Origin of the sequence: Kribbella sp. (assembly GCF_035687465.1) — a bacterium.
Lineage (GTDB): Bacteria > Actinomycetota > Actinomycetes > Propionibacteriales > Kribbellaceae > Kribbella.
The window spans coordinates 1-16,952 of record NZ_DASRXP010000085.1; the positions used below are offsets into that span (position 1 = coordinate 1).

The 16,952-nt window shown below is 68.7% G+C and carries 20 protein-coding genes; 6 read left to right on the top strand and 14 right to left on the bottom strand.

Translation table 11 applies throughout. The features are described 5' to 3' along the window. Window positions 1-1,398, top strand: a 1,398-nt coding sequence (locus VFG33_RS04145; RefSeq protein WP_325022538.1) for a P-loop NTPase family protein, incomplete at its 5' end; no start/stop codon positions are given. Then, a complete protein-coding gene (locus tag VFG33_RS04150; protein ID WP_325022540.1) occupies window positions 1,391-2,854 on the top strand; it encodes a dynamin family protein in 1,464 nt (487 codons plus the stop codon). The genes VFG33_RS04145 and VFG33_RS04150, both read left to right, overlap by 8 nt. On the opposite strand, the gene VFG33_RS04155 is transcribed toward VFG33_RS04150, so the two are convergent. From VFG33_RS04155 to malQ, 7 genes are all read right to left on the bottom strand, one after another. Continuing rightward, complete coding sequence (locus VFG33_RS04155; RefSeq protein ID WP_325022542.1) at window positions 2,847-3,473, bottom strand: response regulator transcription factor; 627 nt, start codon at window positions 3,471-3,473, stop codon at window positions 2,847-2,849. The genes VFG33_RS04150 and VFG33_RS04155 overlap by 8 nt on opposite strands. Before the next feature lie 67 nt (window positions 3,474-3,540). Further along, window positions 3,541-4,116 carry a GNAT family N-acetyltransferase gene (locus tag VFG33_RS04160; RefSeq protein WP_325022544.1) on the bottom strand — a complete coding sequence of 192 codons (576 nt, stop codon included), beginning with the start codon at window positions 4,114-4,116 and terminating at the stop codon, window positions 3,541-3,543. A 4-nt stretch (window positions 4,117-4,120) separates the two neighbouring features. Beyond that, window positions 4,121-4,519, bottom strand: a complete 399-nt coding sequence (locus VFG33_RS04165; RefSeq protein WP_325022546.1) for a DUF5130 family protein — start codon at window positions 4,517-4,519, stop codon at window positions 4,121-4,123. Further along, window positions 4,506-4,784, bottom strand: a complete 279-nt coding sequence (gene ctaJ, locus VFG33_RS04170) for an aa3-type cytochrome oxidase subunit CtaJ (protein WP_325022548.1) — start codon at window positions 4,782-4,784, stop codon at window positions 4,506-4,508. The genes VFG33_RS04165 and ctaJ overlap by 14 nt, the downstream gene beginning before the upstream one ends. Before the next feature lie 47 nt (window positions 4,785-4,831). Next, window positions 4,832-5,335, bottom strand: a complete 504-nt coding sequence (locus VFG33_RS04175; RefSeq protein ID WP_325022551.1) for a hypothetical protein — start codon at window positions 5,333-5,335, stop codon at window positions 4,832-4,834. Window positions 5,336-5,491: 156 nt separating this feature from the next. Next, window positions 5,492-6,088: a lytic polysaccharide monooxygenase auxiliary activity family 9 protein gene (locus VFG33_RS04180; RefSeq protein ID WP_325022553.1), complete on the bottom strand. Its 597-nt coding sequence runs from the start codon at window positions 6,086-6,088 to the stop codon at window positions 5,492-5,494. A gap of 129 nt (window positions 6,089-6,217) precedes the next feature. Further along, the gene (gene malQ / locus VFG33_RS04185) at window positions 6,218-8,335 is read right to left on the bottom strand and encodes a 4-alpha-glucanotransferase (protein ID WP_325022555.1); all 2,118 of its coding nucleotides are present in this window, start codon (window positions 8,333-8,335) and stop codon (window positions 6,218-6,220) included. Between the two features lie 174 nt (window positions 8,336-8,509). Between malQ and VFG33_RS04190 the strand changes: the two genes are divergently transcribed. Continuing rightward, window positions 8,510-9,862: a PI-PLC domain-containing protein gene (locus VFG33_RS04190; RefSeq protein ID WP_325022557.1), complete on the top strand. Its 1,353-nt coding sequence runs from the start codon at window positions 8,510-8,512 to the stop codon at window positions 9,860-9,862. On the opposite strand, the gene VFG33_RS04195 is transcribed toward VFG33_RS04190, so the two are convergent. Both VFG33_RS04195 and VFG33_RS04200 read right to left on the bottom strand, forming a co-directional pair. Beyond that, window positions 9,846-10,790 (bottom strand): FAD-dependent oxidoreductase, encoded by a 945-nt coding sequence (locus VFG33_RS04195; protein WP_325022559.1) that lies wholly within the window; start codon window positions 10,788-10,790, stop codon window positions 9,846-9,848. The two genes, VFG33_RS04190 and VFG33_RS04195, sit on opposite strands and share 17 nt — an antisense overlap. Continuing rightward, window positions 10,787-11,842 carry a hypothetical protein gene (locus VFG33_RS04200; RefSeq protein WP_325022561.1) on the bottom strand — a complete coding sequence of 352 codons (1,056 nt, stop codon included), beginning with the start codon at window positions 11,840-11,842 and terminating at the stop codon, window positions 10,787-10,789. The genes VFG33_RS04195 and VFG33_RS04200 overlap by 4 nt, the downstream gene beginning before the upstream one ends. 93 nt (window positions 11,843-11,935) lie before the next feature. Between VFG33_RS04200 and VFG33_RS04205 the strand changes: the two genes are divergently transcribed. Beyond that, window positions 11,936-12,691, top strand: coding sequence for a mechanosensitive ion channel family protein (locus VFG33_RS04205; protein ID WP_325022563.1), 756 nt, complete (start codon window positions 11,936-11,938; stop codon window positions 12,689-12,691). Between the two features lie 58 nt (window positions 12,692-12,749). Here the strand turns inward: VFG33_RS04205 and VFG33_RS04210 are convergent, their stop codons facing one another. The 4 genes from VFG33_RS04210 to VFG33_RS04225 are packed head-to-tail and all read right to left on the bottom strand — an operon-like array spanning window position 12,750 to window position 14,507. Next, window positions 12,750-13,181 (bottom strand): OsmC family peroxiredoxin, encoded by a 432-nt coding sequence (locus tag VFG33_RS04210; protein WP_325022565.1) that lies wholly within the window; start codon window positions 13,179-13,181, stop codon window positions 12,750-12,752. 32 nt (window positions 13,182-13,213) lie between these two features. Next, on the bottom strand, window positions 13,214-13,633 hold the full coding sequence (locus VFG33_RS04215; protein WP_325022567.1) for a globin: 420 nt from the start codon (window positions 13,631-13,633) through the stop codon (window positions 13,214-13,216). Between the two features lie 14 nt (window positions 13,634-13,647). Next, window positions 13,648-14,076, bottom strand: a complete 429-nt coding sequence (locus VFG33_RS04220; protein ID WP_325022569.1) for an acyl-CoA thioesterase — start codon at window positions 14,074-14,076, stop codon at window positions 13,648-13,650. Further along, a complete protein-coding gene (locus VFG33_RS04225) occupies window positions 14,073-14,507 on the bottom strand; it encodes an acyl-CoA thioesterase (RefSeq protein ID WP_325022572.1) in 435 nt (144 codons plus the stop codon). The genes VFG33_RS04220 and VFG33_RS04225 overlap by 4 nt, the downstream gene beginning before the upstream one ends. 90 nt (window positions 14,508-14,597) lie before the next feature. Here VFG33_RS04225 and fabG point away from each other — a divergent pair, with 90 nt between their 5' ends. Then, window positions 14,598-15,356: a 3-oxoacyl-ACP reductase FabG gene (gene fabG / locus VFG33_RS04230; RefSeq protein WP_325022573.1), complete on the top strand. Its 759-nt coding sequence runs from the start codon at window positions 14,598-14,600 to the stop codon at window positions 15,354-15,356. 73 nt (window positions 15,357-15,429) lie between these two features. Further along, window positions 15,430-15,885: a MaoC family dehydratase gene (locus VFG33_RS04235; protein WP_325022575.1), complete on the top strand. Its 456-nt coding sequence runs from the start codon at window positions 15,430-15,432 to the stop codon at window positions 15,883-15,885. 58 nt (window positions 15,886-15,943) lie between these two features. Here VFG33_RS04235 and VFG33_RS04240 read toward each other — a convergent pair whose 3' ends face one another. Beyond that, window positions 15,944-16,828: a GNAT family N-acetyltransferase gene (locus VFG33_RS04240; protein ID WP_325022577.1), complete on the bottom strand. Its 885-nt coding sequence runs from the start codon at window positions 16,826-16,828 to the stop codon at window positions 15,944-15,946. Window positions 16,829-16,952: the final 124 nt, after the last annotated feature.

A 16,952-nucleotide genomic window follows, 5' to 3' on the forward strand; every position in this document is an offset into this window, starting at 1 on the left:
CTCGCCGCCGCGGACGCGATCCTGTTCGTCACCGACGCCGCCCAAGAATTGACCGGCCCCGAACTCGACTTCCTCCAGACCGCGATCTCTCGCTGCCCAGCGGCCGCCGTCGTGATCACCAAGACCGACCTCTACGGACACTGGCGGCGCATCGTCGAACTCGACACCGCCCACCTCACCACGGCCGGGCTCGACCTACCGATCCTGCCGGTCTCCTCGTTCCTCCGGCTCCGCGCGACGCAACGACCGGAGCTCAACCAGGAGTCGGGATTCGCCCCGCTGGTGGAGTTCCTCGCCACCGCTGTCGTCGTACCGGGAACGAAGCGGGCGGCCGCGACCATCGCCCAGGAGGTCGACTTCGTCACCACTCAACTGGCCCAGGAGTCCGACGCCGAGCAGGTGGTACTCAAGGCGCCGCAGAATCGCCCCGCGGTGATGTCGAACCTGACCAAGGCCCGCGACCAGGCAGCCGGGCTCACCGCAGCGAGCGCGACCTGGCAACAGACTCTGTCAGACGGCATCGCCGACCTGGTCGCCGACGTCGAGCACGATCTCCAGAGCCGGCTGCGGACGGTGATGCGCGACGTCGAGACCATCATCGACCAGGGCGATCCGAACGACACCTGGGCGGACACCGAGGTCTGGCTGCGCCGCCAGGTCGCCGTGGCCGGGGTGGCGAACCGGGACCTGCTGATCGAACGGGCCCGCGGTCTGGGCGAGCAGGTCGCCGAGGCGTTCGACCTGGAGGCCGGTACGGATGTGGTGGTCGAGCTGTCCCAGTTCAGTACGGACCTGGACAAGCTCGAACTGGCCTCCGTGTCCACCTTGTCGATGCCGGGCGGGCGGCTCGCCTCCCTGATGATGGCCGGGCGGACTGGGGTGTTCGTACCGATGATCGTCTTCAGCATCGGCTCGATCTTCCTGCCGGTGATCGCCGTCGCCGGCGTCGCCGCCACCCTCGGCGCGGGGATCGGCGGCAAGCTGCTCAAGGACGAACGCAAACGCCAGCGGACCTACCGGCAGCAACAGGCCAAGGCAGCGGTACGCCGGTACGTCGACGAGGTCGCCTTCGTGATGAACAAGGACACCCGCGACAGCCTCCGCAAGACCCAACGCCAACTGCGCGACGACTTCCAGGAACGAGCGGGGTTGATCCATCGGTCCGCAGCCGCGGCACTGACAGCCGCCGACCGGACCGCCCGGCTGGCTCCGGCCGAACAAGCCGCCCGGGCTGCTCAACTGTCGGCCGAGAGCGAGCGGTTGCGGTCGATCCGCTCTGGGCTGCGCGAGGTCGCGATGGCCGGTGCTCGCCCGATGGTGGGGGCCGCGGCCGGCATCGGCATCGGCGTACCGGTGAAGGTGATGATGGACGACGACCAGGTGGACGACGATGACTGACGATCTGTCCGCCGACATCGAGGCGGTGCTCAAGCTCGCCCGTCGGGCGGCCCGGACCGATGCGGCCAAGGCCCGGCTGGACGAGATCGGCGAGCGACTGACCGGGCCACTCCGGCTGGCGATCGCGGGCAAGGTGAAGGCGGGCAAGTCGACCCTGCTGAACGCCTTGCTGGGCGAGGAACTCGCGCCGACCGACGCCGGCGAGTGCACCCAGATCGTCACCTGGTACTTCCTCAGCGACCGCCCGCACGCGACCCTCTTCCCGCTCGAGGGCAAACCGCGGGAGCGCCCGTACGAACGCGACGCCGGTGCTCTCCAGGTGGATCTCGGCGGCCTGCAACCGGGCGAGGTGGACCATCTCGAGATCGGCTGGCCGACCAGCCGGCTGCGCGACCTGACCATCCTGGACACCCCAGGCATCGCGTCCATCTCCGTCGACGTGTCCGCCCGCACCCAGCGAGTGCTCGCCGCGGACGACGGCCAGGTGCCGGTGGCGGACGCGATCCTGTACCTGCTCCGGCACACCCACTCCAGCGACCTGCGGTTCCTGGAGTCCTTCCACGACGACGAGCTCGCGCACGGTACGCCGATGAACGCGATCGGCGTGCTCTCCAGGGCAGACGAGATCGGCTCCTGCCGACTGGACTCGATGGAGGTCGCCGACCGGGTGGCCCGCCGGTACGAGGCCGAACCCCGGCTGCACCGACTCTGCCCGGTGATCGTGCCCGTCAACGGACTGCTCGGCCACACCGCCGCCACCTTGCGCGAAGCCGAGTACGCCCTACTGGCCACGATCGCCCGGGCACCAGCCGACGAGGTCACCGAACTGCTGCTGACCGCCGACCGGTTCACCTCCACCCCGACCGGACTTCCGGTCACCGAAATCGAACGCGAGCACCTCCTCGGACGCCTCGGCCTGTACGGCGTGCGGCTGAGCGTGGAACTCATTCGCACCGGGGTCGCGTCGACCTCGTCCGAACTGAGCACCGAGCTGACCGAGCGCAGCGGACTGAACCGGCTGCGCGCGATCCTGGTCCGTCAGTTCGAGGCTCGCGGCCGGGTGCTGAAGGCGTACTCCGCGGTGGCGGCGCTGGCGGATCTGCTGCGATCCGGGGACTTCGACGCCGCCACCGACCTGCAGGGCAGGCTGGAGGAGATCAGCGCCGGAGCGCACGAGTTCCAGGAGATTCGGCTGTTGTCGGAACTGCGGTCCGGCGGAATCACGCTGAAGCCCGAACGGCAGGAGCAGCTCGATCGCCTGCTCGGTGGTTCCGGACACGATCCCGCTGCCCGACTAGGACTGCCGACGGATGCGTCGGAGGACGACGTACGGCAGGCGGCACTGACCGGGCTCGCTTCCTGGCAGGGATTCGCCGAGCATCCCCTGACCAGCCGCTCCGGTCAGCTCGCCGCCCGGGTCGCAAGCCGAACCCTGGAGGGTCTGCTAGCTAGATAAGGCCCTCGCGGACGGCATAGGCGACAGCGTGGGAGCGGTTGCGGAGCTGGAGCCGGGTGGTGAGCTCGTGCAGGACGTTCTTCACCGTTCGTTCGCTGTAGCTGAGCTGCTCCGCGATCTCGCCCGTGTCCAGGCCGTCCGCGACCAGCCGCAGTACATCGACCTCGCGCGGACTCAGACCGGTGAAGGTCAGCCCGCGCGGTGCGAGCACCTGCCGTTGCAAGCGGCCGAGCTGTTCCATCAACCGGCCCAGCAAGTCCGCGGGGATCTCGCCGTCGCCCGCCGCGACCCGGGCGATGGTTCGCACCAACGCCTCCGGGGTGGCATCGATCCGGCGCAGCAACCCGCCCACGCCGATCTCGGCGGCCACCACCAGCGCGGCTTCGTCGAGCACGGTCGCGACCAGCAGCAACCGAGGCAGGTCCCCGCGCCGCAGCGCCCGCATCGTCCGGGCGGTGTCGTCGTCCAGCACATCCGTCACGACCACGGCGACGGCGGCCTCGTCGACCTCCATCTCGTGGACCAGCCGGATCTCCGGCCGGGCGCGCAACTGGCTGATCACTCCCGCCCGTGAGATCGGATCGCTGCCGTGCACATAGGTCAAGATCGGCGTGCTCATCGGAACCCCTCCCCAAGGTCTGACCATGGCCAGGAAAGAGTCTCGCGGAGAGCGCTCAACAGGAGTTCTACAGCGGCTCTACAAGCGCGTCGGTGGCGAGACGTGCGTGCAGGTGAGAGTCGTGCCGCTGGCCGTTGAGTTCGACGTAGTACTCGCGCATCGTGCCTTCCAACCGGAAGCCGGCCCGGGTGGCGACACGGCAGGAACCTTCGTTGACCAGCGCATGGTCGAGCGTCAGTCGATGCAGGCCCAGACCGCCTTCACTGCGAGCCAGGAAGGCCCAGCGAGCCGCAGCATCCAAGGCCCTTGCAGCGAGCCGTCGTCCTCTCGCCGCGGGAGTGATCCAGTACGCGACGACGGCCTGGTCGGGGATCCGGTTGACCTCCCGGACCGTCATCGCTCCGAGCAGTTGCCGCGTCTCGGCGTCCGTGATCGCGAAGACCGCGTTGCCCCGGGCCCAGCTGTCGATCCGGGACTCCAGCCACTTCGCCGCACGTTTCTCGGCCGGCGTACGCAAGACCGCCGTACCCGCGGTCCAGCGCAGGATGTCCGGGTCCGTCAACGCCAAGGCGACAGCGGCTTCGTCATGGGTGCCGAACGGCCGGAGGACGAAGTCTCCGGCCTCGAGCTGGACCGGCTCCACCGCGCTACTGCGTGTGCGGCTCGTTGGCGTGCAGGAGCGTCGGCAGGTGGGCGTGGTCGCCGAGCTGCTGGACACCGGTGACGAGGCCGCCGGTGAGGTCGCCAGCGGCGAACGAGGTCTGCATGGCCAGGGCGGCCAGACCTGCGGACGTGTCCGAGAGCTGACGCTTGGCGGCCGAGCCGGTGACGATCTCCAGCCGCCGGCCGGCCGGGTCGACGTAGACCAGGACGCTGTGGTCCGGGTCGGGCAGCTCGTTCAGGAGCTCGACCGCGAACGGGCGGGTCTCGGAGTCCGCGCCACCGACGTACACGGAGAAGTGCAGGCCGGAGGCCGTCTCGGCGTGCCGTACCGCGCGCTCGAGGTCCCAGAGCTGGTCCGGGGTGAATGCGTCACCAGCTGGCACTTGCGCCTCCGGTCGTCCGGGCGACGCCGGTAGCGGCGGTCGCGGTGCTGTTGCCGGCGGGGAGCTCGGGCAGGTTCGCCGGGTTCGGCTTGGTCGGCTCGGGGCCGCCGATCCAGACCGGCGGGGCCCACCAGGACAGCCCCGGGCGGTAGCGCGGGCCGCTGGCGATCGAGGGTGCGAAGACGAGCAGCGCCACCACCGAAACGACCAGCACCGGGATGCCGACGAACACCAGCAGGGTGTGGCCGGAGAGCTGAAGGATCACAGTCCGAAGCCTAGGCCATCACCTTGCCGGGTTCGCCTCAGGGCTGCTCAGCAACCGCCGCAGTTGTAGTACAGGATGTCCCAGTGGTTGCTCTCCAGCGCGTAGATGTTGCCCGCGCCGGACCGCCACTGGGCGGCGCCGTCACCACGGTCCGCGATCCGGGTGAAGTTGCCGCGGATGTAGTTGCCGACACAGGCGTAGAGGGAGATGTCGACCTTGTAGCCGTTGCGGTGGCTGTAGGTACCGCTCGCATGACCGACCTCGGTGCCACCGGTGATGTTCACCGCGCAACCACTCGACTGCTTGAGCGTCCGGACGCCGTACACGGTGCTGTCGTTGATGTTCGTGAAGGACGTGCAGGTGCCGACGTTCCAGTCCGAACAGTTGCCGGTGGACGACCAGGTGAGGCCGGCCCCGCTGAAGATCGAGGCTGCCTGCGAATGGGTCATCTTCGTCACCGCTGACGCCTGCTCGACCACGACCACGGCAGGCAGTAGTCCGGCGACGACGGCGACCACGGGCACCAGCACGCGGCGTACGAGAGTTCTCATGGGTGCACTCCTTGAAACTCGGGGCGGAAGGTTTCAAGGAGTGCATTGCCCATGAAATTTATTTACGAAACGTAGGACCTCATCGCGGCAGCCGGGATTCCGGGGAGCCGGGCCGAGGGCAGTCGGCCCGGCTCCACCACACGCCAGTACGCCGGATCAGAACCGCACGTCCGAGCACTGGTAGAACGCGTTCGCCGTGTCGGCGATGGTCCAGACGGCGAGGATCATGTGCCGGCCGGTCCGGTTCGGCAACGTGCCCGCGTGCGAGACGGAGCTCGGCGGGCGGGCGTTGTTGAACGGGACGGTCAGGAAGGGCGTCAACTCGAGCGCCGACCGGGTCAGCGGAGCGCTCTGGTTCCAGCCCTGCTTGGTGATGTAGTACTTGAAGTCCGTGGTGGCATGGGACGCGGTCAGCGTCCAGCGGAACGTGTAGTTCTGGCCGGAGGTCAGCTGGGTGGTCGGCCAGGCGCCCGCGCGCTGGTCGTTCAGTTCGTTGAACTGCTGCAGTCCGGCGGAGCAGAGCTTGCCGTCGGCGGGACCTGCGCCGGGGAAGCCCTTAGGACCCTCGGTGCTCTGCGGTTCCCACTGGATCGCACCGCAGTTCTGCACGGTGGTGTTGGCACAGTGCTTGGCACGGCTGATCGGAGCGGTGGTGTACCCGTGGCTGAACGCCGTTGGGATGGACGTCGCCACCGTCAGCGACAGCGCGCCGACGGCGATTCCGGCCAGGCTGAACTTGCGTGCTCGCATCATGCGGACACTCCTTCTGATCCCGTTCGAAGGGGGGCGGTGGGGAAAGGAAGGAAGGCTGCCTTCGTTGGCAATAGATAACAACCGTTCAAATCTATTGTCAACGGTTCGTGAGCGATTGTTTACACAAAGCTAGATATTTAACGCGCCTATGAGCCTGCGGAGGCGGTGGTTGTTGGGCAGGTCCTCGACCAGGACCGGTACGCCGTCGGGGCCGCCGAGGGGGATCCGCCAGTTCGGGTACTCGTCGGTGGTGCCCGGCTGGTTCTGCGCCCGGCGCTCCCCGACCGCATCGGTCAGCGCGACCCCGACCAGCTTGGACGGGGTGTGCGCGACGTACCGGTGCAGGGCTTCCACGATCCGCTCGACGTCTCCGTCCGCGTTGCCGAGCAGGTGCCGCTCGCGCAGCGCGTTGAGCCAGGAGTCGCGCTCGGCCTCGTCGACGGCGAGCTCCTCGGCCACGGGTCGGCTCAGCAATCCCAGTCGGTCGCGGAGTTCCACGTGATCGCCGGCCAGGTAGCCCGCGGTCGGCGGCAGGTCGTGGGTGGTCACAGTGGCCAGGCACAGTTCCCGCCACCGCTCGGGCGCGAGCGGATTGCCTTGGCGGTCCCGCTCGAACCACAACACCGAAGTACCCAGGACGCCGCGTTCGGCGAGGTAGTCGCGCACCCAGGGCTCGACCGTGCCGAGGTCCTCCCCGACCACGATGACCCCGGCCCGTGCGGCCTCCAGTACGAGGATCCCGATCAGCGCCTCATGGTCGTACCGCACGTAGGTGCCCTCGGTCGGGCGCTCCGGCGACGTGACCCACCAGAGCCGGAACATGCCGAGAATATGGTCGATCCGCAGCCCACCGGCGTGCCGCATCTCCGCGCGGACGAGATCCCGCCAGGCGGCGTACCCCGTCTCGGCGAGCGCGTCCGGCCGCCACGGTGGCTGCGACCAGTCCTGCCCCTGCTGGTTGAACGCGTCCGGCGGCGCTCCCACGTGGATGCCCGAGGCGAGCACGTTCTGCAGCGCCCACGCGTCCGCGCCGTCCGGATGGACGCCGACGGCGAGGTCGTGGATGACGCCGAGCTCCATGCCGGCGTTCGTCGCCCGTGCCTGGGTCCGGGCCAGTTGCTCGTCCAGCTGCCACTGCACCCAGCAGTGGAACTCCACCGCGTCCGGGTTGTCGTTGCGGAAGGCAACAACCGCGGGTGAGGCCGGGTCGCGCAGTTCGTCCGGCCACTTGCTCCACTCGGGCCCGTGCAGATCCGAGATCGCGGCCCAGGTGGCGAAGTCGACCAGCCCGTGGCCCTCGCGGTCGCAGTACGCCCCGTACTCCGCGATCCGGCCGATGGACGGGCGCACCCCGAAGAGCAGCAGCAGGGCCTCCCGCTTGGCGGCCCAGACAGTGTCCCGGTCCAGCCCGCCGGCGTCCTCGTTCAGTGCGCGGGATTGCAGTCCCAGGGTGCGGACGCGATCGCGCTCGGCCGGCGCGAGGTCGCCATACTCGTCGATGTCCTCGATCCGCAGGTAGAGCGGGTTCGCGAACCTGCGGGAGGCCGGCAGGTACGGCGAGGGCTCCATCCGCCCGGCCAACTCGGCCGCGTGCAACGGGTTGATCAGGACAAAGCCAGCGCCCAGGTCGTTCGCTGACCAGGCCGCGAGATCCGCGAGATCGTGCAGATCGCCGATCCCCCACGACCTGCGGGAGCGCACGGAGTACAGCTGCAGCACCCAGCCCCAGGTCCGGCGCAGCGTCCGCGGCTCCAGCTTCGGCGGGGTCACGATCAACGTGCCGGTGAAGACCTCGGGACTGCTGCCGAGCCGCGCGCACAGCCGGTGATAGCCGAGCGGCAGATCCCCGGGCAGCTGGAACGTCGCCTCGCCGATCTGCACGCCGTCGACCCACTCGGGCTCGACCCAGTGCTCCTGCTGGGGGATGTCGCGGCGCTGACCGCCGTCCTCCAGGTCCACCCACACCTCGGCCACGGCCCCGTGCGGCAGGTGTACTGCGAACCAGGGCGTCCAGCCCTCACGCATCACCAGAGTGGCCGGCAGCACGCGGCGCCAGCGGGCCTGGCGATAGTCCGCCAGTGCGTTCTCGGCAGCCCGCGGTGTAGAGGCATCGACGCCGAGCGCAGCCAGCACGTCCGACACCACCTCGGTGGAAACCTGCACGTGCCGCCCTTGCCAGTCCCAGTACTCCGTCGCCACTCCATGCGCGACAGCAAGCTCGACAAGGGCTGGGCTAGGAGCAGTCACCCGTGCGAGTCTGCCGCATCGGAGCTCTCAAGGCCGAACGGCGCGCGCCGCAGCAGGCCAAGAGGTCACGGCGTGGAGGCGTTCAAACACAGGGGGTTCCGGCCACGCTGCCGGACGTGCCACAAGGTACGGGAAGCCTTTACTCTTCCGGGTGGGATTGGAGGGGGGCCAGCTATGGAGATCACGCGACGCACCGCATTGAGCTGGCTCGGCGCGCTCGCAGTCGGCTCTGTCGCTGCCGGATGCCGCGGCGCGGATGCAGCTGACGGCGATAGCGGCACTGGTGACTACAACCTGACCGACTGGGTCGCGGACCGTGGCGATCAGTACTTGATCAGCACCGAGGCTCGCGGGCAAGGTATCGAGTTCTACCAGGGTGCCGTCGACAACGGTGCCCAGGCGCTGGAGATCGGCGTCGGCCTCACCTCGGACAACCAGCTCGTCTGTCTGGGCCCGCAGCGGCAGCGGGCCGGGATGCCTCTGTTCGAGGAGGTGGTCAAACGCTTCGGCGGCCGGGCGATCCTCTGCCTCGAGGCCATCGGCGACCAAGCCCACGCGGCGATGATGTCGATGATCGCCAAGTACCGGCTCGAGACGTGCGTGCTGGTGAGGTACAACTTCAGGAGCCCACGGATCGCGGAGGCCAAGGCCCAGGGCATCGGTGTGATCGCCTACTACCCGACGCCGGCCGAGCTGACCAGCGAGTCCGTGCAGACCGTGGCGAGCCAGCTGATCCCACGCACCGACGCGATCATCGTGCCGAACGCGGGACCGTACGGCTACCTGGCCAACGACATCGCCGAGGTCGCCGTGGCAACGGGTCTCCCGATCTGGCCGTCTCCCCTACATCGCCGGGCGGATCTGACGCACTACCGCGCGCTAGGGATGGCCGGCGCGGTCACGTCCGACGTCGGCTACCTCAGCGGCCGGACGAAGCCCGCGGACGCCGACCAGTGGTCCCGCGGCGTCGCAGTGCCCGGGGAGCTGACCCGCGATCCCTACGACGACCGGTACGCCGTGAAGTGGGGCCCCGACGGCTCGATCAAGCTCGGCGCGACCAAGGTCCAGCATTTCCTCACGCTGGGGAATCTCGGCCCGATCACCGCACCGTCGTACGCGGTGGAGTTCGAGGCCTCGTACGACGAACTGCCAGCGGACCCGACCTCGAACCTGACCCTGGCCTTCGGTCACGAGGACGACCGGTACTACGAACACCGGCTCGGCCTGGCCAATGGCTACCACGCGATCCTCCAGGCCGACGGTGAGCTCGGGCTCTACGCACACCACGCAGGCAAGCCCGCCGGAAACAAGCTGTCGACCCGTACTACGGCTCCGCCCTTCCGCGGCGAGTGGATCAAGCTCCGGCTGGAGGTGACCCCGACCCAGCTGACCTGGATCCGGCAGGACCAGCCGGCCCGGGTCACTGCGATCGACAAGTCCTTCCGCGGCGGCTACCTGCACCTCGGCCGCGGCTCCACCGACGGCATCCTCTCGCTACGCCGCCTCAAGGTCACCCACACAAACTGATCGCCTCCTGGGCGCAGCCCCAGCCGAGAGTGATCCCGCTGCCGCCGTGCCCGTAGTTGTGCACCACCGGCACACCAGGCACCACCTGCTCATCCCGCTCCAGCCGTACTTCGGGCCGCCCGGGCCGCAATCCCACCAGCGCCTGCAGCACCTCCGCCCCAGCCAGTGCGGGCACCAGGTCGGTACACCGGCTGATGATCGACTCCGTAGTGGCATCGTCGACCGCGGTGTCCCAGACACCCGCGTCCAGCGTGCCGCCGAGGATGCAGTCTGCTGTGCGTGGGTGGACGTAGGCACGCCCGGCCGGATGGTTCTCGTCCCGCACAGACAGGGTCAGACCCGGGTTGGTGACCCTGACGATCTGCCCGCGGACCGGGTACGTCGTGTCGTCCCCGACCAGCTTCCCGGCGGCCAGACCCGCACAGTTCACGATGACGTCGGGCTGCAGGTCCAGGAGCTCCCCGAGCCCGGCTACCCGGCGTACGAGGTGCTGGCCGCCGCTGTCGAGGTAGCGCTGGTGCAGGAGGGGTAGGTACGTCGGCATCTCCACCAGCGGCACGGCAAACCGCAGCCCGTGCGAGTAGCCGGGCGGTAGCTCGTCAGGTCGTGCAGGGCGTACTTCCCCGACTGCGGCAGCCCACGGTTGCTGCCCTGGTTCGTGCCGGTAGAGCACGAGCGACTCGCGCATCACCACGCCCGGCACACCACGCTCTGCCTCGGCCGCAAGCACGTCGTACGTCGTGCTGCCCCAGCTGGCGACCTTGTCGGCAGGGCCGGCCGAGGTGGGGAACCACACTGCGGCGGCCAAGTGGGAGGTGGTCGCCTCGGTTGCGTCGGCGCTGACCACTACGACGTCATCGCCTCGCTCGCGGAGCAGCACAGCAGTCGAGAGTCCGCTGATACCCGCGCCGAGGACTACAGCCCTCATCCCGTACTGCGCTGGCGTCGTGACAGCAGGAGGACCGCCACCAGAAGGACTGCGCTTGCCACGACCAGGCCTATCGCCACGCCGGCCATGTTATCCGTCAACTGATAGAGCGCGGTCGGCCAGATCACCAGCAGGATCGCGCATCCGACCACGGCGTACGAGGAGGCGTGGCGGCGACCGTACGCGACCAGGAGAGCGGCCGGACCCGCAGTGCCGACGGCCAGGGCCATCACCTCGCCCCGGTCCTGGATGAGCCAGCAGATCGACGAGCTGAACATCGCGGCGCCGGCCAGGGACCACGCGGTCACCTGGTCCCGGACCAGCCCCAGCATCGCGAGCACGAACGCGACCAGGATGAATCCGGTGCCGGCGATCCCGGCGGCGTTCGTCTCGGTCCCGTTCTCCGGGGTGAGCAGGTCATTGGTGAGCACCAGCACCCCGACACCCAGGATCGCGAACGTTGCCACTAGCAACGATGAGCCCTGGAGCCACCAGAGGCCGAGCGCGGCCAGAGCCAGCGCGACCGCGACCCCGGCGACCCGGCCGGCCTCGCCCTCGACAGCGACGTACGTGGCGAAACCGGCCACGCAACAGCCGAGGGACGCCAGCGCCGAACTGATCTGCTCGTAGCGGCGCAGCAGCGCCAGCAGGACCGCGGTCCCCAGCAGGACGATCGCAGCGCTGGTCCCGGTGGTGATCCGCGCGGCCCGACCCATCTCGCCCCAGTTAGCAACTGTGAGAAGCGCCACGGCCCCCAGCAGCAGCGCACCCCCGATATAGCCAAGCACTTCCACCAGCGCGGACGAATGAGTAGCCGCCGGCCTCGTCCGCTGCACCTGGTCGTCCGTCGACCCACCCGCCGCCTGCCCAGCGCCACCGTGCTGCTGTGCGCTCCCCATCCTGACGGCGCCCGCCTGGGCGGCTGCGATCTGTGCAGGTTCGGTGGCTTGTGCGTCTGCGGCGGCAGCGCCGCGGAGGGCGTCCGCCTGGTACTGGCGCAGTACCCCCGCGCTCACCAGTCGTCTGAGCTCGTCCTCCAGCCGGCTCGGCATGACCGTTACTTCCTCCTCGGCAACGTCTCGGGACGATTCGGGCTTGCTGGCGGCCTGACGACAGTAAGAGCAGCACTACAGTAGGGCGGCGAGATGCCTATTCTTGTCAGTTACCCCGTGTCCCTGCTCAGTCACCCCCTGCTTTCCGCCGGTTTCCTGCCCGAACAGTTCCCGACGTTCTTCCGGACAGGCAACGACGGCAAGCTGGAGGTGACGGACCAGGTGGTCGTCGTCCCGGCCCGGATCCTCGGGCTGGTGATCGGCTTCTTCGTACTCCGCTGGCTGCTGCACAAGCTGATCCGCAAGCTCGCCCGCCGGACCGGGAACGGTGCCGTCGCGGGTGTCCTGGCCAAGTCCAAGATCGGCAGCCAGTTCGTCGAGCAGACGCTCGCCAGCGAGCGCCGAACCCAGCGCGCCGAGACGATCGCGGGGCTGCTGAACAGCATCGTCACGATCGTGCTGACCGCGGTCCTGGTGGTGATGGTGCTGGCCGAGCTCGGCTTCAACATCCTGCCGGTGGTCGCGTCGGCGAGCATCATCGGTGTCGCGCTCGGCTTCGGCGCCCAGACGCTGGTGAAGGACTTCCTGGCGGGCATCTTCATGATCTTCGAGGACCAGTACGGCGTCGGCGACCTGATCGACATGGAGAAGGCGACCGGGGTGGTCGAGGCGGTCGGACTGCGGGTCACCAGGCTCCGCGGCGAGGACGGCACCACCTGGTACGTCCGCAACGGCGAGGTCCTCCGGGTCGGCAACCTGACCACCCGCGACCCCGACGCCCCGCCGACCAGTTCCACCGGCGTAGGCAGCGCCGCCGAAGCCGAAGACAACCCGCCTGCGACTCACTGACAGACGACGCGGCGCCGGCCTGGAGATCAGGCCGGCGCCGAGTTCGTAGTACTGGAGGTCAGGCCGTGAAGGTGACATCCAGGGTGATGGTGGTACCGGTCAGGGCCTGCGAGACCGGGCAGTTCTTCTTCGCGTCGTCGGCGAACTCGGCGAACTCGTCGGCGGTCAGACCCGGCACCTTGCCGTTCACCGACAGGTTGCTGCCGGTGATGCCCTTACCGGGCTGGAAGGACACCGCGGCGGTGGTGTCGAGCGACTCGGGCGCATGTCCGGCCTTGGCCAGGATGTTCGAGAGCGCCATGTTGAAGCAGCTCGAGTGCGCTGCCGCGATCAGCTCTTCCGGGCTGGTCTTGCCGTTGGCGGTGTCCTCGGTGCGGGCGGCCCAGGTGACGTCGAAGGTGCCCAGGCCGGACGACTCGAGGTTGACCTGACCGGCCCCCTCGATCAGCGAGCCTTCCCAGTGGGCCTTGGCAGTGCGGGTAGCAGCCATGCGCGTCGTTTCTCCCTAGTCTTCGGTGGTGCTCAGGTGCCGGCGACGTCGATCGCGCCGGGGTACTGCGGTTCATCGGTGTTCACCATGCTCTGCGCGGCCATCACCATGTAGGTCCAGATCTCCTGGTCCCGGTCCGGTTCCAGCGCGATCTCGTCCAGCGCGGCCCGCATATGGCCGAGCCAGCTGTCCCGTGCGCTCGGGGTGACGGCGAACGGGCCGTGCCGCATCCGCAGCCGCGGGTGACCGCGCTGCTCGGAGTAGGTCCGCGGCCCGCCCCAGTACTGCTCGAGGAACATCCGGAAGCGGACCTCGGCCGGGCCGAGATCCTCCTCCGGGTACAGCGCGCGCAGCTCCGGATCGGCGGCCACGCCGCGGTAGAACGCCGCCACCAGCCGGTGGAACGTCTCGGCCCCGCCGACGGCGTCGTAGAAACTCTTTGGCTCACTCATCGCTACTCAGTCTCTCAAGCCGCCGAAACGTGCCGCACGAGGGCTTCCCGCTCGGACTCGGTCAGCGCCCGCTTCGCGTGCGTGCCGGCATCCACAGTGACCTGCACCGAGGTCGCCTTCGCGTACACCTCGTCCGTCCCGGTACTGCGATCGACGATCCGTGAGCCCAGCGTGAACGAGGAGTTCCCGGCCGACTCGGTCCACACGTCTACGTCGTACGGCGGGTGCCGCAGCAGGATCGGCCGCAGGTAGTCCACCGTCAGGCTCGCCAGTACGCAGGGAAAGCCGGAGAAGCCGTCACCTGTCTCCGCATTCCCGGCCAGCTCCGCCAGGAAGGCGATCCGGGCTTCCTGGAAGTAGTCGAAGTACCGCACGTTGTTCACGTGGTCGTAGGAGTCGATGTCGGACCAGCGCACCAGCACGGGGAACGTGAACAGGGTCATGAGCCCACCAGCTTCGACAGGGCGGCCTTCTCCACCGGGGAGATCCGGCGCAACCTGTTGGCGGCGAAATCGAACGGGACCAGCCGGGTCCGCGCCTCGACGTACAGCGTGCGGGGTTCCAGGTCGAGGATCTCGTAGTCGACGGTGAACGAGGCCGCCTTGATCTCACTGATCCACAGCTCGATCCGGACCGGTTCCGGCCGGTAGACCAGCGGTGCCCGGTACTGCACCTCGTGCCGGGCGACCAGCAGCCCGGTCTCGAGGTCGTCGGCGCCGAGCTCCTTGGCCGTCCGGAAGAGGAAATCCACCCGGGCGTCCTGGAGATAGTCGACGTACCGGCCGTTGTTCACGTGACCGAGCGCGTCCATGTCTCCCCACCGGAGCGGACAGTGATAGACGTGGCGGTTGTGACCACCGCTGTGATCAGGCACACGGCGATCATCGCATCCGTGTCACACCGTGGGTGACAGGCTGTGGGTAATCTCATCCCGGGTAAGCGGGCTAGCAGAGGAGCAGGCGAGATGAGCGAGCAGCAACGAGTGGCGATCGTGACCGGGGCGGCCCGGGGAATCGGCGCCGCCGTGGCGCAGCGTCTCGCCGCCGACGGCAACGCGGTCGCGGTACTGGATCTGGACGAGGCAGCCTGCGCCGGCACGGTCGAGGCGATCACCGCCGCGGGCGGCAAGGCGATCGCGGTCGGTTGCGACGTGAGCAAGTCCGACCAGGTGACCGCGGCGGTCGAGCGCGTGACCGCTGAGCTCGGCGGCCCGACGATCCTGGTGAACAACGCGGGCGTCCTGCGCGACAACCTGCTCTTCAAGATGTCCGAGGACGACTGGGACACCGTCATGTCGGTGCACCTGCGCGGCAGCTTCCTGATGTCGAAGGCGTGCCAGGCGCACATGGTCGACGCCGGCTACGGCCGGATGGTCTTCCTGTCGTCGACCTCCGCACTGGGCAACCGCGGACAGGCCAACTACGCTTCCGCGAAAGCCGGTCTGCAAGGTCTCGCGAAGACGCTGGCGATCGAGCTGGGCAAGTTCGGTGTCACCGCGAACGCGATCGCGCCGGGCTTCATCGAGACCGACATGACGGCTGCCACCGCCGCCCGGGTCGGCGTCGACTTCGAGGAGTTCAAGAAGGCCACCGCCGCGACCATCCCGGTGAACCGCACCGGCAAGCCCGAGGACATCGCCGCCGCCGCGTCGTTCTTCTGCAGCGAGGAGGCCGGCTTCATCTCCGGCCAGGTCCTGTACGTCGCCGGCGGCCCCCGCAACTAGAACCCTTACGTCCGAAGCGGCGCGGGGCCTGCCCCACGGTTCTTCGGACGCAACGAACTTGGCAAGAGGAGCTATGGCGCAAACCTTCACCGGGGTGGATGAAGTGGTCCACGCGGTCGGAACGCAGTTGGGCGAGACCGCCTGGCTCGAGATCACCCAGGACCAGGTGAACCAGTTCGCGGAAGCGACCGGTGACCACCAGTGGATCCACGTCGACGTCGACCGGGCGGCCAAGGGCCCGTACGGCGGGACCATCGCGCACGGCTATCTCACCCTGAGCCTGATCGCGCGGTTCGGCGACGAACTGTTCTCGGTCGAGGGCGTCAAGGCGAAGCTGAACTACGGCGTGAACAAGGTCCGCTTCCCGACCCCGGTCCCGGTCGGCCGCCGGGTCCGCGCCGGCGCCACCATCGCCGGCGCCCAGGAAACCCCGGCCGGCATCCAGGTCTCCCTCCAATGGGTCATCGAACTGGAAAACTCCACCAAACCGGCTTGCGTAGCCGAAACCGTCGTCCTCCTCGTCCCCTGAAGCCCGCTACGTCCGAATCACTGTGGGGCAGGCCCCGCGCCGATTCGGACGTAAGCGATTACAGGGGACAAATAAGCACGGAGTGGGTGGCGATGCGGCGGTAGCCGAGCCAGGTGTTGACGGCGAGCATGGGTTCGTTGCCGTCGTAGTTCGCGGTGTACGCACCGACCACGCCGGCCTCGGCGGCCCGGCCCAGCGCGGCACACTTCACCAGCTTGGCGAGTCCGGCGCCCTGGTACTCCGGCATCGTCGCCGTCATCTGGGACCAGATCTTATGGTGGTCGCCGTTGCCCAGCGTGAAGCTGACCACCCGGTCCCCGTCGAGCGCCGCGACACTCAGGTCCAGCACCATCCCCGGTGACTGCCAGACCGCGGCCACCCACTCCTCGTACGGCGAGGCGGTGATCGTCGCGTCCCCCGGTTTGATGCGCTGGGCAACTTGATCGGCCTCGTAGAGCGCCCGCGGATCCAGCTCCTCCAGCGGCGCCAACCGCAGCCCGTCCGGCACCGGTGGCAACGGGGGCGCCTGGCTGGGATCGATTCCGGCGTAATGCACCTGCCTGGTCTGCTCGTAGCCCCACCGGCCGGCCCAGTCCGCCGACTCCGGGTCGGCGAAGACCCGAGCACTGACAGCCCCGGCCGTCTTCAGACTCCGGTGGGCCAGCTCCAGCAAGGCCGTCCCGATCCCCTGGCCGCGGTAGTCGGGTCGCACCAGGCACCGGAGTTGTCCGCCGAGGGGATCGGAGCCGGCGATCAGCGCAGTACTGGCCCAGCCGACCAGTTCGCCGTCGTCGACCGCGGCGAAGGTTCCTTTTCCAGGTTTCTCGGGACCCTCGAGCCGGCGCCGCAGCGACGGAGCCGACATGACCAGATACGGGGCGAGCTGATCGTGCATCGCCACCGCGGGCTCGGCATCGTCCGGCTCGGCAGGCCTGATCTCCATGGCGAACTCCTTCAGCGAAGTTCTCCGGAAGATAACGCGTTCCCAGGGCCAAACAGGTGCGGACCGGTGTAAACACGCCGCCAAATCACTCCCGGTGCCGGGCCTCTCAGAGCGTCCGCAGCAG

Coding starts and splice junctions, on each gene's coding strand:
- VFG33_RS04220 (WP_325022569.1), bottom strand. CDS start 14,076: ATGACCCTGTTCACGTTCCCCGTGCTGGTGCGCTGGTCCGACATCGAC.
- VFG33_RS04150 (WP_325022540.1), top strand. CDS start 1,391: ATGACTGACGATCTGTCCGCCGACATCGAGGCGGTGCTCAAGCTCGCC.
- VFG33_RS04235 (WP_325022575.1), top strand. CDS start 15,430: ATGGCGCAAACCTTCACCGGGGTGGATGAAGTGGTCCACGCGGTCGGA.
- VFG33_RS04155 (WP_325022542.1), bottom strand. CDS start 3,473: ATGAGCACGCCGATCTTGACCTATGTGCACGGCAGCGATCCGATCTCA.
- VFG33_RS04180 (WP_325022553.1), bottom strand. CDS start 6,088: ATGATGCGAGCACGCAAGTTCAGCCTGGCCGGAATCGCCGTCGGCGCG.
- VFG33_RS04240 (WP_325022577.1), bottom strand. CDS start 16,828: ATGGAGATCAGGCCTGCCGAGCCGGACGATGCCGAGCCCGCGGTGGCG.
- VFG33_RS04205 (WP_325022563.1), top strand. CDS start 11,936: ATGCCTATTCTTGTCAGTTACCCCGTGTCCCTGCTCAGTCACCCCCTG.
- VFG33_RS04210 (WP_325022565.1), bottom strand. CDS start 13,181: ATGGCTGCTACCCGCACTGCCAAGGCCCACTGGGAAGGCTCGCTGATC.
- VFG33_RS04175 (WP_325022551.1), bottom strand. CDS start 5,335: ATGAGAACTCTCGTACGCCGCGTGCTGGTGCCCGTGGTCGCCGTCGTC.
- VFG33_RS04215 (WP_325022567.1), bottom strand. CDS start 13,633: ATGAGTGAGCCAAAGAGTTTCTACGACGCCGTCGGCGGGGCCGAGACG.
- fabG (WP_325022573.1), top strand. CDS start 14,598: ATGAGCGAGCAGCAACGAGTGGCGATCGTGACCGGGGCGGCCCGGGGA.
- VFG33_RS04195 (WP_325022559.1), bottom strand. CDS start 10,790: ATGAGGGCTGTAGTCCTCGGCGCGGGTATCAGCGGACTCTCGACTGCT.
- VFG33_RS04200 (WP_325022561.1), bottom strand. CDS start 11,842: ATGCCGAGCCGGCTGGAGGACGAGCTCAGACGACTGGTGAGCGCGGGG.
- VFG33_RS04190 (WP_325022557.1), top strand. CDS start 8,510: ATGGAGATCACGCGACGCACCGCATTGAGCTGGCTCGGCGCGCTCGCA.